The organism is Polaromonas sp., from assembly GCF_031411155.1.
GTDB lineage: Bacteria > Pseudomonadota > Gammaproteobacteria > Burkholderiales > Burkholderiaceae_C > Polaromonas.
Window position 1 is genome coordinate 1 of sequence record NZ_JANOAL010000161.1, and the last position, 1872, is coordinate 1872.

Consider the following 1872-nt stretch of genomic DNA (forward strand, 5'->3'; position numbering starts at 1 on the left):
AGCACCGCGTCCTGGCTGTTGGCGGCGGCTTCGTCGTCGAAGTAGATGCGGCTGAAGGTATGCACCAAGAGGCCGCGCATGGTGACGCAGACGTTGATGAACGGGGCCTGGCCGACGGCGGCGGCGCCGGGTTTGACGGTGTCAAACGCAAAATGGTTGCCGGCCAGGGTGCCGGTGCCGCAGCGGCCAAAGCCGGTGAAGCCTTTGGCCTCGGCGTCCGCCACCGAGGTCACCGGCTGGCCGCTGGCATCTGGCTGGCTGATTTCGACAATCGCGTCGAGCACGCTGTTGCCGGCGCCGTCAAACACCTGGCCGGTGATGCGGATGTGTTCGCCCTGGGCATGCGGCTGGGCCAGCACCGGGGTGAACAGGCTTTTCAGGTCGTAGCCGTATTGCGTGGGCGTGAGGCCGTAGGCAAAGTAGGGGCCGACGGTTTGCGAGGGGGTTTGCTTCAGTAGAGTCATGGCAGCTTCTCTTTATTCAAAACGGGTGGCCCTGGGGCCGCGCAGCACGATGTCGAATACGTAGCCGAGCGCGAAGTCGGGCCGGGTCACGTCGAGGCTGAACCGGGACACCATCAGCTCGCGCGCGTCGGGCGGCACGCCCTGGTACATCGGGTCGTAGGCAAACAGCGGGTCACCCGGGAAATACATCTGCGTGACCAGGCGGCTGGCAAAGTAGTCGCCAAACAGCGAAAAGTGGATGTGCTGGGGCCGCCAGGCGTTGGGGTGGTTGCCCCAGGGGTAGGCACCGGGCTTGATGGTCATGAAGGTGTAGCGGCCGTCGTGGTCGGTCATGCAGCGGCCGGCACCCAGAAAATTCGGGTCCAGCGGTGCATTGTGCTGGTCGACCTTGTGCACATAACGGCCGGCGGCATTGGCCTGCCAGACTTCGACCAGCGTGTTGCGTACTGGGCGGCCGTCTTCGTCCGACACGCGGCCGGTGACGATGATGCGCTCTCCCAGCGGTTCGCCATTTTTCACCGCGTTGCGGGTCAGGTCATGGTCGAGCGGGCCGAGCTGGTCGGTGCCATACACCGGGGCATGGAGCTGGCTGAGGGCCTGCTTGATCGGCAGCAGCGGCTGCTTGGGGCCGCGCAGCAGGGTGGACTGGTAATACGGGTAAATAGGCGAGGGCTGGCCGGCCCAGTCGCGCGGGGCCAGATAAGCGTTTTGCAGGTCGGTGCTCAAAGGTGTCTCCTTGGGTCGTGAAATCGGTCGTGAATGGGTCACAAAGCGCGGTTTGCGCAGAAAGCGTGACTTTAATAAACGCTTATGGTTATGTATAGTGACATTTTTAGCCACTATCTATAACCATTCCTGTATGTCAACCCATGATCGATGAGCGCATCAAGTTCCGCCATCTGCAGTGCTTTCTGGCGGTGGCGCAGCATGGCAGCCTGCAAAAAGCCGCCGGCGTGCTGTCGATTACCCAGCCGGCCGTGTCCAAAACCTTGAAGGAACTCGAAAGCATGCTGGCGGTGCGCCTGTTCGAGCGGGGCCGCAAGGGTGCGCTGCTGACGCCGGGCGGCGAGGCCTTCCTGCGCCATGCCGGCGCCAGCGTCAGCGCACTGCGGGAAGCGGTGGCCAGCGTGGACCCGGCCCGCCGCCAGGGCAGTGCGGTGGTCACCTTGGGCGTGCTGCCCACGGTGGCGCCGTGGCTGATGCCCGCGCTGCTGCGGCGGCTGGACCAGGCGGGCGTGCGCACCAGCCTGCGCATTCATACCGGCGCCAACCCGCAGCTGCTGGCGCAACTGCGCCAGCGCGAACTGGACCTGGTGATTGGCCGCTTTGCCGAGCCGGCGCACATGCTGGGCCTGAGCTTTGAGCACCTGTATGCCGACCCGCTGGTGCTGGCGCTGCGGCCCGGCCA

General features: G+C 65.0%; 3 protein-coding genes. 1 reads left to right on the forward strand and 2 read right to left on the reverse strand.

Annotated elements, in window-relative coordinates:
- Together pcaG and pcaH are read right to left on the reverse strand one after the other, a co-directional pair.
- Positions 1–464 (reverse strand): protocatechuate 3,4-dioxygenase subunit alpha (pcaG, locus tag RMO23_RS10580; RefSeq protein ID WP_309681235.1); only part of this gene is annotated, 464 nt, incomplete at its 3' end.
- A gap of 12 nt (positions 465–476) precedes the next feature.
- Positions 477–1190, reverse strand: a complete 714-nt coding sequence (gene pcaH / locus RMO23_RS10585; RefSeq protein ID WP_405041593.1) for a protocatechuate 3,4-dioxygenase subunit beta — start codon at positions 1188–1190, stop codon at positions 477–479.
- Positions 1191–1333: 143 nt separating this feature from the next.
- On the opposite strand from pcaH, the gene RMO23_RS10590 reads away from it, so the two are divergent.
- On the forward strand, positions 1334–1872 hold a 539-nt coding region (locus RMO23_RS10590), incomplete at its 3' end, for a LysR family transcriptional regulator (RefSeq protein WP_309681237.1).